Below are 19,542 nucleotides of genomic sequence, written 5' to 3' on the forward strand. Positions count from 1 at the left end.
TGGAATGCCCATTTAGCGAGGTGCCAGGCGAATGGCGCCATCCAGGCGAATCACTTCACCGTTGAGCATGTCATTCTCGAAAATGTGCAGGGCCAGCTTGGCATAGTCCTGCGGCGTTCCCAGACGGGAGGGAAAAGGCACCGCTGCAGCCAGGGAGTCCTGTACTTCCTGGGGCATGCCAAACATCATGGGAGTGCCAAAGATGCCTGGTGCAATGGTCATGTTGCGAATGCCGTTGCGAGCCAGGTCACGCGCGATCGGCAAGGTCATCCCGACCACACCACCCTTGGACGCGCTGTAAGCCGCCTGGCCCATCTGGCCGTCATACGCTGCCACCGATGCGGTCGAGACAATTGCGCCGCGTTCACCCGTGGATTCGGGTTCGTTCTTGGCCATAGCCTCAGCCGCCAGTCGAATCATGTTGAAGCTGCCAACCAGATTGACCGTGATGGTCTTGGTGAATACGGCCAAGCTGTGCGCACCATTTTTGCCAATGGTCTTTTCGGCGGGCGCAATGCCTGCGCAGTTGACCAGACCCATCAGCTTGCCCATGGACACCGCTTTGGCAACCACGGCTTGTCCATCGGCTTCCTGGCTGACATCGCACTTTACAAAAGCGCCGCCGAGCTCCTTGGCAATCGCCTCGCCTTTTTCAACCTGCATGTCTGCAATGACGACTTTCCCGCCTTTGGCCGTCAACATGCGTGCAGTGCCTTCGCCCAAACCTGAAGCGCCACCGGTCACGATAAATACCTTGCCTGCAATTTCCATGAATAACTCCTGTTGATAAAAGGGGATTGATTGACGTTTACGTTAACGTCAATTATGACTCAGGCGCTCAGCGCGTGCGGATATAAACCCACGGGCATTTATTGCTGCTATAATTTGAGGCTTGAATACTGTAGGCGCGTAGCTCAGCTGGTTAGAGCACCACCTTGACATGGTGGGGGTCGTTGGTTCGAGTCCAATCGCGCCTACCAAATAGACAGCCCTGTTCTCCGTTGTGGAGGGCAGGGCTTTTTAGTTGGTACCGACGCTTAGGGTAATCCTAGGCCACTGTTGGCGGGGCACTGCCTAGAATGTGTTGCACTGCAATACACTTTCCTCAATGGAAGCCGATCCGTCCGCTATGCAAAACAAATCACCCAAAGACCGCAAGGCCCACCAGCGGATTATCAAAAAGTATCCCAATCGTCGCTTGTACGACACGGATACGTCAAGCTACATCACGTTGTCTGAAATCAAACAGCTGGTGATGGAGAGCGAGCCATGCATGGTGATGGACGCCAAGACGGGTGAGGATTTGACGCGCAGCATCCTCCTCCAGATTATTTTGGAGGAAGAGGCCAACGGAACACCCATGTTCACTGCCCCCGTGCTTGCCAACATCATTCGCTTCTATGGGCACACCATGCAAGGAATGATGGGTGGCTATCTTGAAAAGAACATGCAAGCCCTGATGGACATGCAGGCACCTTTGGTTCAGGGGGCTATGGGCAATAACCTGTTTCAGCAGATGCAGGAACAAATGCAGAAACAAACCGAGCAACTCCTGGGCACCTTTGGCCTCAAACGCTAGGCGGTTTGTGGGCCCGGGTGGAAAAGCTGGGACAATCGACCCATGAGCGATGTAATTTCCCCCAATACCCCTATCCCCAAGGTCGGTTTTGTCAGTTTGGGTTGCGCGAAGCATAGTTAATATAAATCGCCCGCATAGGCGTAAAAAAGCCCGCGTGATGCGGGCTTTTTCATTGGTGGCTGCGGTCTACCTGGTGGGGATGGGCTCGCTGTTCACGCGCAGATAGCCCTGGCCCTTGAGGAAGTTTCGGTAGCAGTTCAACGCCACCGCTTCGGCTTCCTTGGCCACGTTGTCACCGGCCGCGATGATCTGCCCGTCATCGGTGAGGATGGCCAGCCTGGCGGGCTTGCCGTTCACGGTGACGCTGAGGCCCTCATGCGACACCGCGCTAATCACGACACCGCTGATGGTGCCTTCGGGTTGTGTGCCGATCATGATTCACCTCCGAATAGATCCATGGTGTCTTCGTCCTGGTTGAGCTGCTGCAGGCCCTTGTCGGTGGCCAGCCACTCGGGGATAACGATGGCGGTGATGTTGACGCCGAACATGCCATCCTCCTCCTCGACGGTGTCCTCGATCTGGCTGAGCGGCACCCAGGCCTCTTTATGGCCATCGGACACCAGCAAGGCTAGATCGGTGCGCTCGACCACCTTGACGTTGATCGTGACGGTGCTCATGGTCGGGCTCCAGCGCGTAGCTGCTTCAGCTCTGCATGCATCTTGACGGCCATCTCGTAAAAGGTTGCAGCGCCATAGGTTTTGCGCAGCTCAAAGAGTTCGGCGCTTTGCCTGGCCAACTCCCGCGCCTCGGCCTGCCGTTCCAAAAGTTCAGCGCACGGCAGGCTACGGCCATCCTGTAGCCACGGATCGTCGCCGCAAGCATTGAGGCAATCGCAGGGTACGGGTGCGGTGGTGCTCATGCCGCCATCCTTTCCAGATCGTGCGCCAGAGTGGCCGTGTGGCCCTTGGCAATGGTGTCTTTTTGGGCCGCGTCGATCGCGGCAAGGAACTCGGCGCGGCCGAGCTGGCGGACCTGAAAGGCATGCAGCTCCACAAAGGTCTGCAGCGCATCCAGCTCCTGGTAGTACAGGGTGACACGCACCCAGCGGCCGCCACCAGTGCGCAAGGCGCGGTCGTAGATATCCTGCAGCGCCTGCTCGGCGGCTTTGAGGTGGCCCAGCAGGCCGCGCACAATGCCACGGTGATCTATGGCGAGCGCCACGGTGACGCTGCCAGCCGCGATCGACCACTGGTGCTCGGTGGCCACGCCTTCGCGCAGCGCCTGGATCGCGCTGCTCAGCATGTCCAGGACTTCCTTACGATCGGCTGCCGCGGGCTTGGTCGCGTAGTGGGTGGCCAAGGTCATAGTGTGGGCGGTGACCGGGCGCGGCCGGTAGGCCTTGCGGGGTTTCTTATTGGTGCTCATACCGCCACCGCCTCGATCTGGTCTGTGCGGAACATGGCGATGCCACCGCTTCGGCCTTTGAAGGTGACGTCGTACAGATCGGGGTCGTGGTCGACGTTGGTCTTGGTGACGGTGCCTTCCTTACCTGACCACTTGCGGGCGGTGCTACTCAGACGGTCTTCGATGGTGGTGACGCGCACATGCTGGCCTTCGACAAAGCCACCCGCCGCCCCTACTGGCTCAGCGGGCAGCGCCACTGCGCCTACGGGCGCAGAAGCAGCCCCATCGATACCTTGCATCGCGGCAGCGATGCCTAGTGTTGCCTCCTCGGCCGACAGCTTCGCCACGCGGGCGGGTTGCTTTTTGAGGACCGGCACCGCCTTGTCCTTCACACCCACTTTCCCACCTCCCGCACCCACCTCCGGCCGCGCAGCGGGAGCGGTCGCGAGTTTTGCTTTTTCCTCCCTCACTTTGGGGAAATACTTAGCCAGGGCTTCGGCTTGAATGTCTTTTGTGGTCGATTTCAGCGCATCGCCCAGCACAACACCCGCTACCAGGTGCATGCCTTCGTTGGCAACGCGGTCGCTGTAGCTGAAGTCATTGGCGCTGCTGTCACGCACCATGATCATCAGCATGTGAATCGAGTCGGGCTCTGAGCTGGTCTTGATGTGGTCAAGCAGGGCGCTGTGCGTGCCCACCTTGTCCAGGCCAAGCAGCTTGCCCACTTTGGCGGATTGGTCGGTGCTGAGATTGGTGGCGGTTTTCAGCGCGACGTAGCGGTGCACCTCGGCATTGAAGGCCATCACGATGTCGTCGGAGTGCTGCATCAATCCCCACGTGCGTGCCACCAGCTGGTCGCGCCAGTCTTGTTCATATGCAGCCTTGGCTTTTGCATCGGCCTTGGCTTTTTTCTCATTGGCAAACTCGCGCACTTCCTTGGCTACCGTCTTGGCGGCCTGGGCATGGCCTTCCACTGTCTTGAGCAGGCGCAGTGCTACATCGTTCGGCAGGCACGCCACCAGCTCACCCTTGGTGCTTTCGATCATGGTCGGTTTGATGCCATCGGCCGCCATCTGCGTGCCGATGATCTTGCGCAATGGCTGGCTGGTGGGGCTGTCTTCCGCACTGTCTAAACGTCGGTAGCCTTTGAACTTGCTGGCGTAGCTTGGGCCGGTGGCCAGCTCAGCGGCTTCTTTGCCAGCGATTACGTTTTGGCCGTTCTCTTGCGCAGCCTTGACCACCTGCAGGGTGTGGGCTTCTTCTTTCTTGTGAAAGCAGGGTGGGTCGATGCAGATGTCTGCACCCTTCACATCGCTGAAGAGATCGGGGTCGTGGCCAGTGCGCTTGGTGCAGGTTTTGCAGCTGCCGGCTGCGGGTACCAGATCCACGCTGGTGATCTTGAACTTGGCCTCGCTGAGTTTAAGCATGTAGTTGTGCTGCAAGTGCTCCAGCGCCACGCGGTAGGTCATGGGCTCTTTGTGCATGCTGTAGCCACGGCCTGCCACGATCTCCTTCATCGCCTTGATCTGCAGCTTGTGGTCGGGTATGCGGGCCACCAGCAGGGCGCGGCTGGCATCGATGTCGCCATCGCGCAGGCTGACACGGGCCTCGCTGCACAGGTCGAGCAGCTTGATGCGGCCGTACACGTAGCTGCGGCTCTTGCCAATGCGCTCGCCCACCTGGTCGGCGCTGATGTTGGCGTGCTGCATCAGGGTCTCATAGCCCTCGGCTTCCTCCAGTTCGGTGAGGTCGTCGCGCTGTAGATTTTCCAAAATGGCGACTTCCATGGCAGTGTTCGTATCCATGACGCGAACAATGGCTGGTATGGACTTCAATCCGGCCAATTCGCAGGCCCGAAACCGCCTTGCACCTGCAATGATTTCAAACTCTACGGTGCGATCTGTATCTGCCACGCGGTTGCCTGTGAGTGGCCGAACCAAGATCGGTTGCAGAACACCGCTGGTCTTGATCGACTCAGTTAACTCAGCAAGTTTTTTGCCGTCGAAGTTCTTTCGGGGGTTGAATGTGGACTCAACAATTGCGCGCATGTCGATATTGAGAAATTCAATCATTGGTTTTCTCCGGGATTGGTTTAGTGCGAATGGGGCCACCGACGTGCGTCCAAATTTGGCCCCGGATGATTTGCGAAATAAGTGTTTTTGCGCAGCCAAACGCCACTGCGAGGTCTTTGCCGCGCTCGCCAGCGCTGGATCGTCGGCGAATGGCAAGAACATCGGCCTCGTTTAGCTTTGCTGCGGGGTGCTGAGAACCGCGCGGTGCGCATTCAATTGGGCGAGTCGGACGTCCAGCTGGGTTCTTTTGCACCCACTGGCGGCCCTTGCTGGCCATATCGCGGGCATTGTCACCACGATCACCAAGGAATAGGTGGTCAGTGTTTACGCAGGACGGGTTATCGCAACGATGCAACACGCAGGCTTCTGGGGAAAAAGGCCCGTTGTGCAACTCATAAGACGCACGATGCGCTAGCTTCCGTTTGCCCTTGAATATAAAAATACCATAGCCATTTTTGTCGCGTGGACCAATCCATTCAATGCAACCTGTGGATGTTTTCTCCGTGCGTTGTTCAAAAGTCTGTTGTATCGTTAGGTTCATGAGGTGCACCGGGTTAGTTGAACTGGCTGGCCTCAGCGGCAATGCGCTGGGCTGTGGCATGGATGCGGGCGTTGAACCAGCGGCGCACGCAGTAACTGCGGGCAATGCTGGCAATGGTGAAGATGCCGGTGATCTGCAAGTTCTCGCTGAAGGTCACCGCATGGCCATAGGCGGGCAGCACAAGGGCGGTGAGCACCAGACTGACAACAAAGCCGATGGCGACATTGAACACGGCTTCAATGAGGGATGAGAGGCGGGTTTGCATCAAACATCCCCCACCACGTTATCGCGGGAGCGGTGCACGGCATCAATGTCCACACCATCACGCAGGGCCATGGTGACGGTCTTGAGCGGGTTGGGCAGGCCGTATTCGCGGCAGGTGCGGTTGATGATGTCCAACGCCGCCGCCTGGGCTGTGCTGGTGTTTTTGCCAATGGCGGGCACGTAGTTGCTGTGCACGCAGACGCCGCCTGTGGGCGTGTCGGTGAGGGTGATGGTGATGGACGGCATTACGCGGCTTGCTCCTGGAATAGGTCGGCCTCTCGGGCCGGTGTGGGTTCAGGGGTGACGTGGTCAATCACGTGGATATGGGAGACGTTGCGGGCGGTAAAGTGCAAGTCCAGGGGCGGCACATCGACGGTGACGTGCATGCCCTTTTTGAGTCGGCGGGCGGCAGCTTCGGCCTGCTTGTGGTGCTCTGGCGGGAATGGCTGCTCGACGTGCATGACGTTGCGCAGCGTGTTGTCCAGCTCGATGTCCATGCACAGCACGGGCACGGCGTGGGACTCACCGTCCAGGATGCGGGTGCGGGCTTCGGCAGCGTGTATCAAGGTGCCGGACCATTGCAGCAGCTGGGGAGCAGAGGCGGGGTGTGCAGACGTCTGCATGATCAGCGCCCCCACACCATGATGCCCAGGCACACCACGATGGTGACGATGGATGCCACACGGATGGCGCGGTGCTGCCAGTCTGGCTTAGCGGGTCGGTAGACCGGATTGCCGAAGCGGTCAACGTGTTGCTCGCCGTTCATGCCACCACCTTGGCGCTGATGCGCACGCGCTGGCCCCACGTCAACTCGGTGGCGTGGTTGATGGCAGCAATGCTGTCGGGGTAGATGCCGGTGAAGCTGTAGGCCGGTCCGTCAGCGGGCTGGATGCGCACGGTGTAGGGCTTCATGCAGCCACCTGCAGCGCAGTGGTTCCTGTGAAGGCAAAGAGCAGCTGGCCCTTGCGAACCAGATCGGGGATGTCCTGCTTTTTGATCTCATTCGAGATTTCGTTCTCTAGGCCGATCAAGGCCATCACCAGCGGCTCACTGCGGCGGCGTTTACTGTTTTCGTGCCGCCAGTGGGCGGACACGGCTTCCAGCTCGGCCAGTTGGCGCAGGTACCACGCGAGGAACCACCATGGGCTGTCTGTGTCGGGCAGTTCGGGGTAGGGCAGCTTGGACGCTGCAGGCTTGCTGGGGCGGCTCATGCGCCCACCTGCTTCATTGCATCGTCGTAGCTGACAACGGAATAGCGGAACCACTCAGGCGGTGGGGTATTTGTCAGCAGCAGTGCGCCGGTGCGCGGCCATGCATGGCCAGAACCAAGGTGCCAATCGGCAACGATGGTGGGTAGATTGAGCGCCCTGGCAATGCGACGTGCATTGCGGGTCTTGCCACAGCCCTGCGGGCCATAGACCACCACGCTTGGCAGTGGTGAGGTTTTGGTTGTCTGCAAAATTCACTCCTTGACCGCCTGTTGGTGGCGGGTTGGAGTGGATTATTAGTGCCGGTTATAAATTATGTCAACAGTGGCACTTGTATTGAGCTAAATATTTTTTGATTTATTAGCTGAGGTGGTCGTTTTTGAGGGCTTGTGTGGCTATTTCCCGCATTCTTTCAGCTCCCATCGGTCTTTGGCTTTTGCCTCCACACGGGTCTGCCACTGCATATTGGCGGGCGTATCGTCACCGCCGCAGGCTAGTGCCTTGATGTGGTCGATAACGTAGCTTGGACAGGGTAGGCGGTGCTCCCCAGTGGAGGGGCAGGCCTGCTGTTTTACGAATGCACGTAATGCAGCTTTACCTCGTGCATAACCAGCGTCAGCAGTCAGTGGAGCTATGCAGAAAAGTGCAATGAGCACTCCTGCCCATGCGGGCAAACCCTTGGTCACTTAATCTCTCTGAACATGAAAAGAAGCTCAGGCTTCCCCATGCTTCCGCCCACAGTAAAGCTCGTTTCGCCGTAATAGGCTTTGTATGGGTAAGCGCCAGGCGCTTTGGTTGGGCTCACCAGAAAATTGCCAGCAAACCGTATTTCAGATTTTTCATGAAAAAGCCGCAGCGATTCATGTAGGGGGGTGTTGACCTTGATGATGAGGTCATCCTGGGGCTTCAGCTCAACTTTGCAGGGCAGCGTGACCGAGACAAAAGCGCCATCGTTGCTTGAAAGGATCTGGTTGATGGTGCCATGCCAATCGACGACATTCCCATCGCCAAGGATTTGAACAAGTTGGGAGGTTCTCTCGGAAAAAATGCTTGCCAGTTTTTTATCTTGGTCGATATAAGAATCTTTGCTCACCTCATCTGCGTAGGCATCGCGGTACTTATTGACCGCATCGCAGAAAGCTACCTCCTGTGGCGGCATGGTTGTTTTCTTGTCTCCACAAGCGGATACGAGGGCCGCCGCTGCAGCAATCACAAGCCAGTGTTTCAAATCACTCTCCCTTTTGAACATCAAAATTTATTGTTCCAAACGACTCTAGCCCGGTTGTTTTTATAGGATGCAAAACAAAAAACCTGGCCGCTAAACAGGTCAAGCTGATTGAGCCTTTGCGGATTTTGGCGCGGGCGATTCGTGTTTTACCGGTGGCTCTCTGGTGCCGACAAACGAGTGGGCGGTGGCTTCCAGGATATCGCGTTGAGTCTGCGTCAGCACTTCGTAGTACTGGGCTGGGCTCACGGTAAGGAACGGCCAAGCCTTGTCCACATTCGTGTCGCCCGCTTGGTTGGCGGCACTTGCATCTACCACTTCGGCAGCCAGTCGCGGGCTGAAGGCACTGATCGGGCAACCCAACCCTCGGGCAAACCCCTTGGCGGCTTTAAGGCTAAGCGGTGTGTGCCCATTCAAGAACGAAGTCACGGCCGACTGGCTGCCAATTTGATATGTCTCGCCAAAAACTGCTTGTGATGGCCTTTCCTTTTGCGCATCCCAAATTTCTTTGAGCCTTACGGACTCTGCTTGAGTCTCCGGCGTGACCTTGGCTTTTCGTGTTTTTGTCTCCATGGCCTAAATCATTACCGGAACTGTTAAAAGCAAATAACAGTGGCAATGTTGACTTACAATACAAGTGCCACTCATAATCAACCAATGAACACAATCAAATCCATCCGAAAGCGCCTGGGCGTGACCCAGACCGCACTGGCAGCCGGTATGGGCTGCACCCAAGGCAATGTTGGGCATTACGAGCGGGGGCAGACCATGCCCCCTGATGCGGCCAAGCGGCTGATTGACTTCGCTGGCTCGCGTGGTGTCGTCATTTCGTTCAACGACATCTATATGCCAGAACTGGCCAAAGCCCCCGCCAATCCTGCGCAAGCAGCTACTGAAAACGTAGCAGTCGAGGCCGCTCCCGTGAACGCCCTCCGCGCTGGCCGGGTGCGCCGCGTGGCTGAGCGCCGGTTGCAGCGCCAGCGGGGCGACGATGATCGCCGCGGTATCAGTCTGAGTCAGCTCAATGTGGTGGGGGAGGCTTGAGATGGATGCAAAGCAATACCTCGAAAGCCTCCCTGCCTGGGATCGCATTCCACGCCTTGATGCACTACTGGCGCGGACCCTCGATAAAGACGATGTGCTTGCCGCTGAGGTCAGCCTTCCGCTGGGCGAGGCTTGCGACGTTTCGCAGCTGCGGGTTTTGAAGATGCGGCGTCCATATTCTCCTGATAGCGAGCTAATGCTTGTTGACGTTTCGCGTCTCCCCGCTCCATGAACATCGGTAGCAACGCCAATGCGTGTTCGGGTTTGGCCTTCTTGTCGAAGACGGCCTGCACTGCTGCCCAGCAGAGTTCCAGCGTTGCGGTCAGTTCGACGGCTGCATCTCGGTCGAACGATGGCCTGTCTTTTTGCAGTTCGATCTTTCGGTCGAATGGGTTGTCCGGTTTCATGAGTTCCCCTTTTGGTGGTTTTGGTTGTGTGAGAACGCCATTGTCCACCGCTGGGGGCGCTCGCCATTTTTCCACCCGCCGCCATCAATTCCGGCGCACTGGTCACTTCAGTGATTCCCTCCCTTTCACTCTGGCCGCGCGTGGGAAGACGCACGGCTTTTGGTGCGTCGGGGCGGTGGGTGCTTTTTATTTGCTGCATGCCTGCAGTGTGTTTTTTTTGCCTTTTTTCGTCTCCCCTAAACACCCCTAAAAATTACGGAGCCTTCGATGAAGCTGTTTTACGACGATGAATTTGACGCCATTGCCACCGCAATTGGCAGCAGCGGCAAGCCCTTCAAGCTAGTGGCTGCGCACATCTTCCCGGACATGAAGCCCGAGAGCGCGTATGCCAGGCTGAAGGAGTGCTGCAGCCCCACGGGTGACCAGCGGCTGACGTTTGGCCAGGTGGTGCGCCTGATGCGTTACTGCGAAGCCTATGACCCGCTGTCGTACATGTGTGATGAGACATTGCACGCCAGGCCATCGCGTAAAGACCCATCGGACGAACTGGTAAACCTGACCGAGGTGATCCACGGCGCAGCCGACACCATGAACCGGGCACTCAAGGCCATTGAACACATTCAAGCCCGTGGCGGTATTCGGGCGGTGGCCTGATGCGCCCGGCTGGCGAGATTCGGCAGGCGCTGATCCAGGCGGCGCGTGATGTGGTGGCCGATCTGGGCTTGCCCAACCGGGGTGCAACGCTGGCCGAGCTGGCAGCTCGCTCTTGTGTGGGGCGCGATGCAGCCCGCCGCTGTGTGGACAACATGCGCCGATCGGGGGCGCTGCAAATTGTGGGTGAGCGCCGGGTGGACTACCGCAACCGGCCCGTGGCGGAGTATGCGCCGGTGGATGTGGACATGCCGCTGGTAGAGCAGGGCTGGGTTGACTTGGGCCAGTGCATGGCCGATTGGGTGAGGTAGCCAAACACAATGACAGACTCACAAACCCCGGTGGTGGTGCCTCCGGTTTGGGACAACATCCCCCAAGATTTAGCAACACGGCAGCAATGGCTGCTGTGGAAGTTCGAGGCCAAGGAAGGGCAGGCCAAGCCCGCCAAGATGCCGTATTACGTGCAGGGCGGTCGGCGCACGGGCGGGCAGGGCGATGACCGCGACCGGCAGCGCCTGGCCACGCTGGCCGTGGTGCGCCGTGCGTATGAGCGCGGTGGGTGGTCGGGTGTGGGCTTCGGCTTCTTCCCTGACGATGGCCTGATTGGCATTGACATCGATGGCGCTATCGACCCGGCTACTGGGGTGGTGACCGAGCGGTGCGCCAACATCATCAAGGCCTGCAACAGTTACACCGAATATTCACCCAGTGGCAAGGGTGTCCATATCATCGTCTTGGGAAACACACACAACAACAAGAGCAATGACATTGGTCTGGAGATTTTTGGCACCAGCCAATATTTCACGTTCACTGGGCAGTTGTTTCCCGATTCTTCGCCCACACTGGAGACGATTGACGAAGGTGTGCTCAGGCGTCTGCACGCCACGGTTGACGAAGCCAAGGCCATACGGGCAGCAGCATCGCGGCCGGCACCGGCTCCCAAGCCTGCCACGCCCCACGCGCAGCCAGACAGTTCGGGGGCTGACGATTTCCGGCGTGTGAATGAGGCGGCCATGCAGTCGCTGCAGGTGTGGGTGCCGTCGCTGTTTGCATCGGCTATTCCCAAGGGCAGCGGCTACCGGGTCACCAGCAAGTCGCTCAACCGCACCAACCAGGAAGACCTGAGCATTGCGCCCGAGGGCATTGTGGACTTCGGGGTTGCGGACATGGGCGACCCCAAGCAGGGTAGGCGCACGCCGATCGACCTGGTGATGGAGTGGCTGCCCACGGCCAAGCCCAAAGAGGCGCTGCACTGGCTGGCCCAGCGAATTGGTGTGGAGCTGACACCGCCACCCGCACGAAAACCAAAAAACGCGACCGCTCCGGCTCCCGCTGGGGGAGGTCAAGGTGCGGATGATGGTGATGGCCCACCTGCAGCGGACGATGCTGAATTTGTGGACGTGGTAGCCCACCTGGTCACCCACCGTGGGCGGCCCATGGATTGCCGCGAAAACGTTATGTACTGCCTGCAGCTCGATCCGAACCTCAAAGAGCTGGTCAAGCAAAACGACTTCACCCACTTGCTGGAGCGCAGTCGCACCACGCCCTGGGGCCATCCAGCCGGGGAATGGAATGAGGAAGACGACCTGATGCTGGGGGAGTATCTGTTGCGCCACTTTGGCATGGGCGTGAAGGCCACCACAACGTTGCGCAACGGCGTGTTGATGGCGGCGCGGTCGTCCAAATACAACCCGGTGCTGGACTTGATCCACGCTGAAAAGTGGGATGGCATCAACCGCCTTGAACACTGGCTCACCGACGTGTATGAAATTGAGGAGCGGCCCTACACCAAGTTGATCGGCAAGTGCTTCATCATGGGCTTGGTCAAGCGGGCACTGCAGCCGGGCTGCAAGTTCGATTACATGCTGATCATCAAGGGTGAGCAGGGCCTGAAAAAATCTACCGCATTCCGGGCGCTGGCCTACCCCTTCTTCACCGACAACGCGATCCGCATGGGTGACAAGGATTCGCTGATGGCCATGCAACTGGTGTGGATTGCTGAGTCGGCTGAGCTGGAGTCGCTCAATAAGTCTGAGACCACGCAGATCAAGCAATTCCTGTCCGCGCAAGAGGATATGTTCCGCCCGCCCTATGGGTCGCAACTGATCCGGGCCAAGCGGCACTCGGTGAACGTGGGCACCACCAATGCGGACACCTTTCTGAAAGACGCGACGGGCGACCGGCGCTTCTGGCCGCTGGAGGTGCACCAGGTCAATGAAGACACGCTGGCCAGCATGCGGCTGCAGCTGTTTGCTGAGGCCTTGCACCGGCTCGATGCGGGTGAGCGCTACTGGCCGTCACGGCAGGAAGAGCATGATCTGGTTTTTCCGGAGCAGGAACCCTTCAAGCGGACGGACACGTGGGAGGACATCATTGATGCGTACGTCAACCGGGATACGTCAGACAAGCATGACGACCCACTGGAAAAGGTCAATGCCAAGCGGGATTTTTTTGCACGCACTGAGATTTATGAAAAAGCCCTGCTGATCAAGGCAGACCGCATGGATGGCGCGGGCAACATGGATACGCGCATCAGCAATGCCATGCGATCGCTGGGTTTTGATAGCTATCGGGAAACGACCAAAGGCCGTAGACGCGGCTTTTTGCGCCGTCCCCCGTCCACCCCACCGGCAGCGCCTCAAAACGCACCTGTGGCCCAAATTGGGGCCGTTATGCCCCATTCAGTGGAAGAGGACTATGACCTCCCGCTGTAAACTCCAAAACCCTAGCAATGCTTGCGTTGGCGCGTCGTCGCCAAAGCGGATGCCATGCTGGTTGGTCACGCCCCGTTCACTCGGTCCTGTCGCCGCCGCCATTCGCTGGGTTCACCCCACTTGTCCATCCGTCCACACCCCGCCGGGGGTGGACGTACGGTGGACGGGGGGTGGACGGCGTAAGTTATTGTTTTTAAACGGGTTTTTGGAATCCGTCCACCCGTCCACCCCAAAAGGCACTTTCGGCCTCACACATGCGCACACACGCAGACACGTGGGGGCGCGTGTCTGCGCGCGTTCACGCGGGCGCAGCTTACCCACACACATGTGGTCGGGTTGGACGGATGGACGGATTGAGTATCCATGCGGGTTTGCGACGTCCACCCCCCGTCCACCGCACGTCCACCCCTTCACTTTTAACGGAGTTTGTCCATGAGCCAACAGCCCACCAGCCAGACGGGTGCGAAGTTCGATCTTCGGCAACAGATGCCCGAAACGTCCAAGTGGGTCGATAGCAAGCGGGTCGAATACGGCAAGGACTATGTGAACGACTGCATCCGGCGTGCCTTGAAGGGCGAAGCGGGCCTGTTCTATGCCATGGAGCGTGGCCATGTGCTCGGCACACCGTTCCCGGCCACGCATCCGGTCGCAAAGGATCAGCAATACGCCATCACCATGGGCTGTTCGTTTGCGGGCTTCATTGCTACACCACCCGCACCAGGAGGTACCGATGGCGCGAATTGAATGGATCAAGCATCGCCTGGAAAACTGGGCCAAGTGGTGCCAACAGAGTGACAGCGGCGCGTTGGGGTATCCAACCCAGTCGGCCTTTGTGCGCATGGGCGTGCCATCTGGTCGCAGCAATGGCGATGCCATTCCGGTGCACAGCATTGAGGCCAGTGAAACCGATGATGCGGTCAAGTCGCTGCAGTTCACCCAGTCGCATCTGTACCATGCCTTGACGCTGACCTATGCCAAGGGCCTACCGCGTCACCTGGTTGCCAAGCGCATGTGCCGGGCTGAGAGCACCATCAGCAAAAACCTGGAAGACGCCGACTACGTTATCAAACGCTGGCTGGATGACAAACAGGCTGCAAAACACAAGATGGCCAGCACCGCAAAAAGTAGTTTTACGACATAGAACTTTTCTGTACATTTCAGGCAGGCTGTGGAATTCGTGTCACCACCCGCAATTACATAAGCCCAAACCCCTGCAGGCCACTACTTGCAGGGGTTTTTCTTTGTCATCACATAAGCGGCGGCGTTGATGGAAACGCGGCGCTACTGGGTAGAGACCTCACCCTCAACTCAAGCGTTTAGTACAGCTGGAATCAAGCCCAGCCCGCTTATGTGATGGCAACAAAGTAAGCTGAAGACATCGCGTCTGCGCAGGGATAACGGGCCTAAATACCCGCCCAGCCCTAGCGTCTCTTAACAACGGGCGTCAGGCGGATTAAGTCGGTAAGCAGCTCCCTGGTGCCGTCAACTAACAGCAGGGCAGTTCAACACCACACCCTGATGGCCACGGCCATCTGACCATTCTGAACTGACCCTGCCCCTATGCCTGTATCAGCACCAAAGCCCTGCAACCATCCCGGCTGCGGTGTGCTGGTACGTGATGGCACAAGCCGTTGCCCCAAGCACCCTCGCGAAGCCTGGACGAAGAATCCAACAGCCACGAAACGTGTGACAGGCCGCAAGCTGCAAGCTATGCGTGAACGTCTGTTTGCCAGTAACCCGCTATGCGTAGAGTGCCAGCGGATGCGCCGCATCACGCTGGCCACACAGCGTGACCACATCAAGCCGTTGGCTGAGGGTGGAACGGATGACGATGACAACGTACAGGGTCTTTGCCATGACTGTCACGAAGCCAAGAGCCTGGCCGAGGCCCTTCGAGGTAGGCGAAAGGCCCGGTAAGGGGGGGGATCAAAACTCGGTGGCGGGCCGACGGGAAACCGATCGCTTCCCTCTTTTTTTACACGCGCAGGTTTCGGGGGGAGGGGTACCCCGCCGCCCGTGACAAGCCAACATACCGCCATCATTGATGGCAAGGATTTATCACCATGACAGGATCACGCGGACCGCTGCCAAAGCCTGCCGCGCTGAAGCTATTGGAGGGAAACCCCGGCAAGCGCTCACTGAATCTTTCGGATGGGGTCAACCCCATGCACCAGATCCCCAGCGCCCCGAAGCACCTGAGTGTTGAGGCCCGCAAAGAATGGAAGCGCATCACGCCCGAGCTGCTTGAGTTGGGCTTGATCACCGGCCTGGACCGCGCTGCCCTGGCGCTGTACTGCCAATCCGTTGGCCGGCTCTCTGAACTGGAGACAGCATTTAATGGCATCGTGAATCGCCATATGGCTGGCGGCACTGGAAAAGATGGCGAGGTTCATCCCGCCATGGATTATGCAGACGCCGTTTATGCGGCCAGCCACTCCGTCACCCCCAGCGGCTACGCCCAGCAAAGCGTGATCGTGCAGCTGATCAAGTCGCACCGCGAGCAGGTCAACCGCTACCTGATGCACTTTGGCCTGAGCCCAGCGGCGCGGGGCCGGGTACAAGCATCAAACTATGTGCAGCCCTCGCTGCCAGGCATCGACCCGGCGCCCACCTCTGCGCCACAAGGGTTCGCCCAGTTTGCAGCACGCCCCCAGTTAGTCTCATGAACAAGTATGTTGAGGCTGCGCAGGTGTACGCGCAGCAAGTACAGGCGGGCGAAATCCCAACCTGCAAATGGACACGCCTGGCGATTGACCGGCAAGTGGAAAACCTGCAGCGGGAGCCCAGCGAGCAGTGGCCCTGGGTGTTTGATGAAGACCGGGCAGCGCGGATATGCGCATTCCTGGAGCTGCTGCCGCACATCAAGGGCAAGTGGGCACGCGAAAAGCGCCTGCTGGTGCTGGACCCGTGGCAGTGCTTCATTGTCACCACCGTATTTGGCTGGGTGCACCGTGACACCGGTTTACGCCGGTTCCGCGAAGCCTACATTGAGGTGCCCCGCAAGAATGGCAAGAGCCTGGTGTCAGCCGGAATCGGCCTGTATATGCTGTCGGCCGATGGTGAGCAGGGTGCCGAGGTGTACAGCGCGGCCACAACCCGCGACCAGGCCCGCATCGTATTTGACGATGCCAAGGGCATGGCTGAGCGCACACCCGACATGCGTACCTACCTGGGCGTGGCCATCCTGACGCACAGCATTACGGTCGCGCACAGCTCCAGCAAGTTCACCCCACTGGCCGCTGAAGCCAGCACGCAGGACGGGCTGAATGTGCACTGTGCCGTGATCGACGAGTTGCACGCGCACAAGAAGCGCGACCTGTACGACGTGATCGATACCGCCCGTGGTGCCCGTGAGCAGAGTTTGCTCTGGCTCATCACCACGGCCGGCACGGACCGCAGCGGCATCTGCTACGAACGGCGCACGCACATCACCAAGGTGCTGGACCGGGTGATTGATGACGCCAGCATGTTCGGCATCATCTATTCGATCGACGACAAAGACGACCCGATGGAGCCCGCGAGCTGGGCCAAGGCCAACCCGAACTGGGGCGTGTCGGTGCTCAAGGATGACATGGAGTCAGCCGCCCGCAAGGCCGCTGCCATGCCTAGTGCCTTGAACAACTTTCTGACTAAGCGCCTCAACGTCTGGGTCAACGGCGAAAGCCCATGGATGGACATGCGGGCCTGGGAGCGCTGCGGCGATCCGACCATGCAGCTGAGCGACTTTGTCGGCATGAAGTGCTGGATGGGCTTGGACTTGGCGCAGAAAAAAGACTTTGCCGCGCTGTGTTTGGTGTTCTTGGTTGGTGATGTGTGGCACGTGTGCACACGTCTGTACTTGAATGAGTTGGCAGTGCAGGAGAGCGGCAACGCCCACCTGAGCGGCTGGGCAAGATCGGGCTACGTACAAGTCACCGATGGCGACATCACCGACTTTGACGTATTGGCCGACGACATGCGCAGTTACTGCAAGCAGTTTGACGTGCAAGAGATCGCGTTTGACCCCGCCTTGAGCATGTATTTCGCCGGCAAATTGATTGAGGAAGGCCTGCCGCTGGTCGAGATCACCCAGCGCTCGCTTTTCTTCACACCCCCGTTGATCCAGGTGGAGAACCTGGTGCTTGAAAAGAAACTGAAGTTTGACGGCAACCCTGTCATGACCTGGATGGTGAGCAACTTGGTGGTCAAAGTCAGCAAGTTCAACGAGCTGCGATCCCCCACCAAAGAGCGACCCGAAAACAAGATCGACGGCCCCATGGCCATGCTGATGGCACTGGGCCGGGCATTGGCCACCAATGAGTCAACCGACATACAACAAGGCTTTGTAATTCTGTGAACACCTTTAACCTGGAAGCAAAGCGACACACCTCGCGCGTGCTGGATGCATACATCCAGTCCCGCCCCGGTGCATCCCAGCGCCTGGCTGATGGATCGCAGATCACCCGCATCAGCAATGCGCAGGTCTACAGCACGGTCAGCAGTGATGTGGACGCCATGAAGGCACTGTTTCAGCCCATTGCTTCGGCCAGTGGATTCGCCGTTACCGATAGAACGGCCATGGCCGTCAGCACGGTGTATGCCTGCCTCAGCAAGTTGGCCGGCGCCGTGTTGCAACTCCCCGTTGGCCACTACCGTTACGACAAAACGGGCGAACGCATGCGTGTAGAAAACGCACCCCTGTGGTGGCTGCTCAACGAATCACCGCATGATCTGTGGACATCGGCCAGCTGGAAAGAGTGGATCGTGCGCTGCGTCGCATTGCGCGGCGACCAACACACCCGCATTCTGCGCAGCAACAACAACACAGGCGGCCAGGTGATTGGCCTGCAGCCGCTGCACCCCGACCTGGTTGTGCCGCGGTTGGTGCCAAACAAGTCAGGGCATCGCCTGGTGTACGACACCATCGACCCCTACACCGGCAAAATGGAGACGGTTGACCAGGACGACATGCTCCACTTTGCGGGCTTCGGCTTCAACGGCCTGCACAGCATCAGCGCCATCCAGTACGCCGCCAAGCAATCCATCGGCAACAGTCTTGCCGCAGCCGAGTTCACAGGCCGCACCATTGGTGAGGGTGCCATGCCCCAGATCGCGCTGGAGTTCGCTGGCAAAATGAACCCAGAGCAGGCCAAGCAGCTGCGTGACAGCTTTGTGTCCACCTATACCGGCGTTGGCGCCCGCAAACTCCCCTTGGTGCTCACCGAAGGCGGCAAGGTCACCGAGCTGAGCATCAGCCCGGTTGATCTGCAGCTGATCGAATCGCGCCGGTACGAGAAAGAAGACATCTGCCAGGCGCTGGGCGTACCCCCCATCATCATTGGTGACAGCAACAAAGCCAGCAGCTGGGGCACCGGCATTGAGCAAATCACCCTTGGTTTTGTCAAATTCACGATCAAGCCCATGCTGTGCCGCTGGCAAGAAGAGCTGAATCGCAAACTATTCCGCAACGCTGGCCAGTTTGTTGTGTTTGAGCTTGATGGCCTGCTTGCGGGCGACAGCAAGGCGCAAAACGAGGGCTTCAAATCCGCATTGGGCGGCCCCGGAACTGGCGACGGCTACATGACTGTGAATGAAGTGCGACGCCTCAAGAACTTGCCGCGCATTGATGGCGGTGACGACCTTTACAAAGCCCAGCGTGGCGCCGATCCAAAGACCCCACCTCCCGAAGGACAACCCGCATGAAACTCAACAAGCTGATGCAGCTACTCAAGGACAACGCCCGCGCTGATGGCCCGGTGGCGATCCGCATGGACGCCACTGAAACCGAGGCCCATGTCTATATCGACGACGTGATTGACAACTACTGGGGCGCCAGCGCCAAAGCGCTGATCACCTCACTGGCTGGCCAGCAAGACAAAACGGTGCACATGCACATCAACAGCCCCGGTGGTGATGTGTTTGAGGCCCGCGCCATGGCCGCCGCAGTGGTTGCTCACCCGGGCAAAGTGGTTGCCCATATTGATGGCATCTGCGCCAGTGCGGCAACCTACCTGGCATTGGCCTGCAACGAAGTCCGCATGACCGACGGCGGCCTATTCATGGTGCACAACAGCTGGACCATGGCTTATGGCAACAAAGAAGAGTTGCGCACCACGGCCGACCTGCTGGACAAGATCGACGGCACCATCGTCTCCGACTATGCCCGCAAGACCGGCGCATCCAATGAAACAGTAGTCGGCTGGATGGATGCCACCACCTGGTTCACCGCGCAAGAAGCGCTTGATGCGAAGTTCATCGACGCCATCGACCCCAACACCAAGCAGGGCAGCGACACGCAGGCGCGCTGGAACCTTGCTGCCTACCCGAACGCACCCAAGCAAGAAGCAAAGCCACCCGAGCCGGATCTAACCGCGCTGGCAGCCCAACAAATCCAACTCAACCGCAACCGCATGCGGCTGATTGCCCCCATCTGACGCTCCCGCGTTCGATGCCG

29 protein-coding genes and 1 tRNA gene are annotated in these 19,542 nt (G+C 58.8%); 13 read left to right on the forward strand and 17 right to left on the reverse strand.

Features of this window, described 5'->3' with window-relative positions:
* Positions 1–12 precede the first annotated feature (12 nt).
* On the reverse strand, positions 13–771 hold the full coding sequence (locus AC097W_RS13815) for a 3-hydroxyacyl-CoA dehydrogenase (protein WP_479603199.1): 759 nt from the start codon (positions 769–771) through the stop codon (positions 13–15).
* Positions 772–903: 132 nt separating this feature from the next.
* Between AC097W_RS13815 and AC097W_RS13820 the strand changes: the two genes are divergently transcribed.
* Positions 904–980, forward strand: a tRNA-Val gene (locus tag AC097W_RS13820).
* Positions 981–1,129: 149 nt separating this feature from the next.
* Positions 1,130–1,579, forward strand: coding sequence for a polyhydroxyalkanoate synthesis repressor PhaR (gene phaR, locus AC097W_RS13825; RefSeq protein ID WP_479603200.1), 450 nt, complete (start codon positions 1,130–1,132; stop codon positions 1,577–1,579).
* Between the two features lie 186 nt (positions 1,580–1,765).
* Here phaR and AC097W_RS13830 read toward each other — a convergent pair whose 3' ends face one another.
* From AC097W_RS13830 to AC097W_RS13900, 15 genes are all read right to left on the reverse strand, one after another.
* On the reverse strand, positions 1,766–2,014 hold the full coding sequence (locus AC097W_RS13830) for a hypothetical protein (protein WP_479603201.1): 249 nt from the start codon (positions 2,012–2,014) through the stop codon (positions 1,766–1,768).
* Positions 2,011–2,256 carry a hypothetical protein gene (locus AC097W_RS13835; RefSeq protein ID WP_479603202.1) on the reverse strand — a complete coding sequence of 82 codons (246 nt, stop codon included), beginning with the start codon at positions 2,254–2,256 and terminating at the stop codon, positions 2,011–2,013. The genes AC097W_RS13830 and AC097W_RS13835 overlap by 4 nt, the downstream gene beginning before the upstream one ends.
* Entirely contained in the window at positions 2,253–2,498 is a 246-nt protein-coding gene (locus tag AC097W_RS13840; RefSeq protein ID WP_479603203.1) for a hypothetical protein, read from the reverse strand. The genes AC097W_RS13835 and AC097W_RS13840 overlap by 4 nt, the downstream gene beginning before the upstream one ends.
* Positions 2,495–3,004, reverse strand: coding sequence for a hypothetical protein (locus tag AC097W_RS13845; protein WP_479603204.1), 510 nt, complete (start codon positions 3,002–3,004; stop codon positions 2,495–2,497). Before AC097W_RS13845 ends, AC097W_RS13840 begins: the two co-directional genes overlap by 4 nt.
* A complete protein-coding gene (locus AC097W_RS13850) occupies positions 3,001–5,055 on the reverse strand; it encodes a ParB/RepB/Spo0J family partition protein (protein WP_479603205.1) in 2,055 nt (684 codons plus the stop codon). The genes AC097W_RS13845 and AC097W_RS13850 overlap by 4 nt, the downstream gene beginning before the upstream one ends.
* Positions 5,048–5,596, reverse strand: coding sequence for an HNH endonuclease signature motif containing protein (locus AC097W_RS13855; protein WP_479603206.1), 549 nt, complete (start codon positions 5,594–5,596; stop codon positions 5,048–5,050). Before AC097W_RS13855 ends, AC097W_RS13850 begins: the two co-directional genes overlap by 8 nt.
* A 13-nt stretch (positions 5,597–5,609) precedes the next feature.
* Entirely contained in the window at positions 5,610–5,861 is a 252-nt protein-coding gene (locus AC097W_RS13860) for a DUF7220 family protein (protein WP_479603207.1), read from the reverse strand.
* Positions 5,861–6,106: a hypothetical protein gene (locus AC097W_RS13865; RefSeq protein WP_479603208.1), complete on the reverse strand. Its 246-nt coding sequence runs from the start codon at positions 6,104–6,106 to the stop codon at positions 5,861–5,863. The genes AC097W_RS13860 and AC097W_RS13865 overlap by 1 nt, the downstream gene beginning before the upstream one ends.
* Positions 6,106–6,483 carry a hypothetical protein gene (locus AC097W_RS13870; RefSeq protein WP_479603209.1) on the reverse strand — a complete coding sequence of 126 codons (378 nt, stop codon included), beginning with the start codon at positions 6,481–6,483 and terminating at the stop codon, positions 6,106–6,108. The genes AC097W_RS13865 and AC097W_RS13870 overlap by 1 nt, the downstream gene beginning before the upstream one ends.
* A gap of 2 nt (positions 6,484–6,485) precedes the next feature.
* Positions 6,486–6,626 (reverse strand): hypothetical protein, encoded by a 141-nt coding sequence (locus AC097W_RS13875; RefSeq protein ID WP_479603210.1) that lies wholly within the window; start codon positions 6,624–6,626, stop codon positions 6,486–6,488.
* A complete protein-coding gene (locus AC097W_RS13880) occupies positions 6,623–6,772 on the reverse strand; it encodes a hypothetical protein (protein WP_479603211.1) in 150 nt (49 codons plus the stop codon). The genes AC097W_RS13875 and AC097W_RS13880 overlap by 4 nt, the downstream gene beginning before the upstream one ends.
* Complete coding sequence (locus AC097W_RS13885; RefSeq protein ID WP_479603212.1) at positions 6,769–7,071, reverse strand: hypothetical protein; 303 nt, start codon at positions 7,069–7,071, stop codon at positions 6,769–6,771. Before AC097W_RS13885 ends, AC097W_RS13880 begins: the two co-directional genes overlap by 4 nt.
* Entirely contained in the window at positions 7,068–7,319 is a 252-nt protein-coding gene (locus AC097W_RS13890) for a hypothetical protein (RefSeq protein WP_479603213.1), read from the reverse strand. The genes AC097W_RS13885 and AC097W_RS13890 overlap by 4 nt, the downstream gene beginning before the upstream one ends.
* Positions 7,320–7,750: 431 nt before the next feature.
* Positions 7,751–8,296: a hypothetical protein gene (locus tag AC097W_RS13895; protein ID WP_479603214.1), complete on the reverse strand. Its 546-nt coding sequence runs from the start codon at positions 8,294–8,296 to the stop codon at positions 7,751–7,753.
* Positions 8,297–8,395: 99 nt separating this feature from the next.
* The gene (locus AC097W_RS13900) at positions 8,396–8,866 is read right to left on the reverse strand and encodes a hypothetical protein (RefSeq protein WP_479603215.1); all 471 of its coding nucleotides are present in this window, start codon (positions 8,864–8,866) and stop codon (positions 8,396–8,398) included.
* A gap of 84 nt (positions 8,867–8,950) precedes the next feature.
* On the opposite strand from AC097W_RS13900, the gene AC097W_RS13905 reads away from it, so the two are divergent.
* A complete protein-coding gene (locus tag AC097W_RS13905) occupies positions 8,951–9,337 on the forward strand; it encodes a helix-turn-helix domain-containing protein (RefSeq protein WP_479603216.1) in 387 nt (128 codons plus the stop codon).
* A gap of 110 nt (positions 9,338–9,447) precedes the next feature.
* Here AC097W_RS13905 and AC097W_RS13910 read toward each other — a convergent pair whose 3' ends face one another.
* Positions 9,448–9,744, reverse strand: a complete 297-nt coding sequence (locus AC097W_RS13910) for a hypothetical protein (RefSeq protein WP_479603217.1) — start codon at positions 9,742–9,744, stop codon at positions 9,448–9,450.
* 267 nt (positions 9,745–10,011) lie between these two features.
* On the opposite strand from AC097W_RS13910, the gene AC097W_RS13915 reads away from it, so the two are divergent.
* The 10 genes from AC097W_RS13915 (at position 10,012) to AC097W_RS13960 (ending at position 19,522) form a co-directional block, all read left to right on the forward strand.
* On the forward strand, positions 10,012–10,398 hold the full coding sequence (locus AC097W_RS13915; RefSeq protein WP_479603218.1) for a hypothetical protein: 387 nt from the start codon (positions 10,012–10,014) through the stop codon (positions 10,396–10,398).
* Positions 10,398–10,706: a hypothetical protein gene (locus tag AC097W_RS13920; protein ID WP_479603219.1), complete on the forward strand. Its 309-nt coding sequence runs from the start codon at positions 10,398–10,400 to the stop codon at positions 10,704–10,706. Before AC097W_RS13915 ends, AC097W_RS13920 begins: the two co-directional genes overlap by 1 nt.
* Before the next feature lie 9 nt (positions 10,707–10,715).
* Positions 10,716–13,109 carry a virulence-associated E family protein gene (locus AC097W_RS13925; protein WP_479603220.1) on the forward strand — a complete coding sequence of 798 codons (2,394 nt, stop codon included), beginning with the start codon at positions 10,716–10,718 and terminating at the stop codon, positions 13,107–13,109.
* A 432-nt stretch (positions 13,110–13,541) separates the two neighbouring features.
* Positions 13,542–13,853, forward strand: coding sequence for a hypothetical protein (locus AC097W_RS13930; protein ID WP_479603221.1), 312 nt, complete (start codon positions 13,542–13,544; stop codon positions 13,851–13,853).
* A complete protein-coding gene (locus AC097W_RS13935) occupies positions 13,840–14,250 on the forward strand; it encodes a hypothetical protein (protein ID WP_479603222.1) in 411 nt (136 codons plus the stop codon). The genes AC097W_RS13930 and AC097W_RS13935 overlap by 14 nt, the downstream gene beginning before the upstream one ends.
* 620 nt (positions 14,251–14,870) lie before the next feature.
* Positions 14,871–15,026, forward strand: a complete 156-nt coding sequence (locus AC097W_RS13940) for an HNH endonuclease (RefSeq protein WP_479603412.1) — start codon at positions 14,871–14,873, stop codon at positions 15,024–15,026.
* Positions 15,027–15,172: 146 nt separating this feature from the next.
* The gene (locus AC097W_RS13945) at positions 15,173–15,775 is read left to right on the forward strand and encodes a phage terminase small subunit P27 family (protein ID WP_479603223.1); all 603 of its coding nucleotides are present in this window, start codon (positions 15,173–15,175) and stop codon (positions 15,773–15,775) included.
* Positions 15,772–17,445 carry a terminase large subunit gene (locus AC097W_RS13950; protein ID WP_479603224.1) on the forward strand — a complete coding sequence of 558 codons (1,674 nt, stop codon included), beginning with the start codon at positions 15,772–15,774 and terminating at the stop codon, positions 17,443–17,445. The genes AC097W_RS13945 and AC097W_RS13950 overlap by 4 nt, the downstream gene beginning before the upstream one ends.
* Entirely contained in the window at positions 17,442–18,791 is a 1,350-nt protein-coding gene (locus AC097W_RS13955; protein WP_479603225.1) for a phage portal protein, read from the forward strand. Before AC097W_RS13950 ends, AC097W_RS13955 begins: the two co-directional genes overlap by 4 nt.
* A complete protein-coding gene (locus tag AC097W_RS13960; RefSeq protein WP_479603226.1) occupies positions 18,788–19,522 on the forward strand; it encodes a head maturation protease, ClpP-related in 735 nt (244 codons plus the stop codon). The genes AC097W_RS13955 and AC097W_RS13960 overlap by 4 nt, the downstream gene beginning before the upstream one ends.
* Positions 19,523–19,542: the final 20 nt, after the last annotated feature.

It is taken from the genome of Rhodoferax sp. GT1R46, from assembly GCF_056521285.1.